Origin of the sequence: Rhodococcus sp. KRD162 (assembly GCF_017168335.1) — a bacterium.
In the GTDB taxonomy this organism is placed as follows: domain Bacteria; phylum Actinomycetota; class Actinomycetes; order Mycobacteriales; family Mycobacteriaceae; genus Rhodococcoides.
In genome coordinates this window covers 1-438 of the sequence record NZ_JABFAU010000055.1, presented here as the reverse complement: position 1 = coordinate 438, position 438 = coordinate 1, and the positions used below count along the sequence as shown (strand labels likewise).

Annotated in this window: 1 protein-coding gene; it reads right to left on the bottom strand. The window is 69.6% G+C overall.

The genetic code is table 11. The annotated features are described in order from the left end of the window. The coding region (locus J1M87_RS25970; protein WP_206492581.1) for a serine hydrolase at positions 1–402 on the bottom strand (402 nt) is incomplete at its 3' end. Positions 403–438 lie beyond the last annotated feature (36 nt).

Below are 438 nucleotides of genomic sequence, written 5' to 3'. Positions count from 1 at the left end.
GTCGACGAGCGGCAGCGCCGGCGCGCGAAGATTGCGCCAGACACCCGCAGACGTGACGAGATCGGTCGTGGAGCGGTCGACGATCTCGAGCGGATCCAGCGCCCCCGACTCGAACGCCGCGGCGACCTCGATCAGCAGCGGCACGACTCCGAGACCGGCGATCGGCATCGTGACATGGTCATCGCCCGCGAGAACCTCGGCGCCGCTGTCGAGGTCGGTGACGTGCACCGACACCTGGGCACCGGCATCCGCCAGCTCCTCGAGCGCGCGCAGCGTCGCGACGAAGGAGCGCCGACCGATGGCCGCACGGCGCGGCAGTCGTCGACGATTACGCTGTGATCTGCGCAACGTCGCAGGTGGCGAAGTCCCTTCGACGGGCTCAGGGGCCGGGGGAGTGCCCACGCATGTTCCTTCCCGGGAAGGTGCTCTATTGGGGGA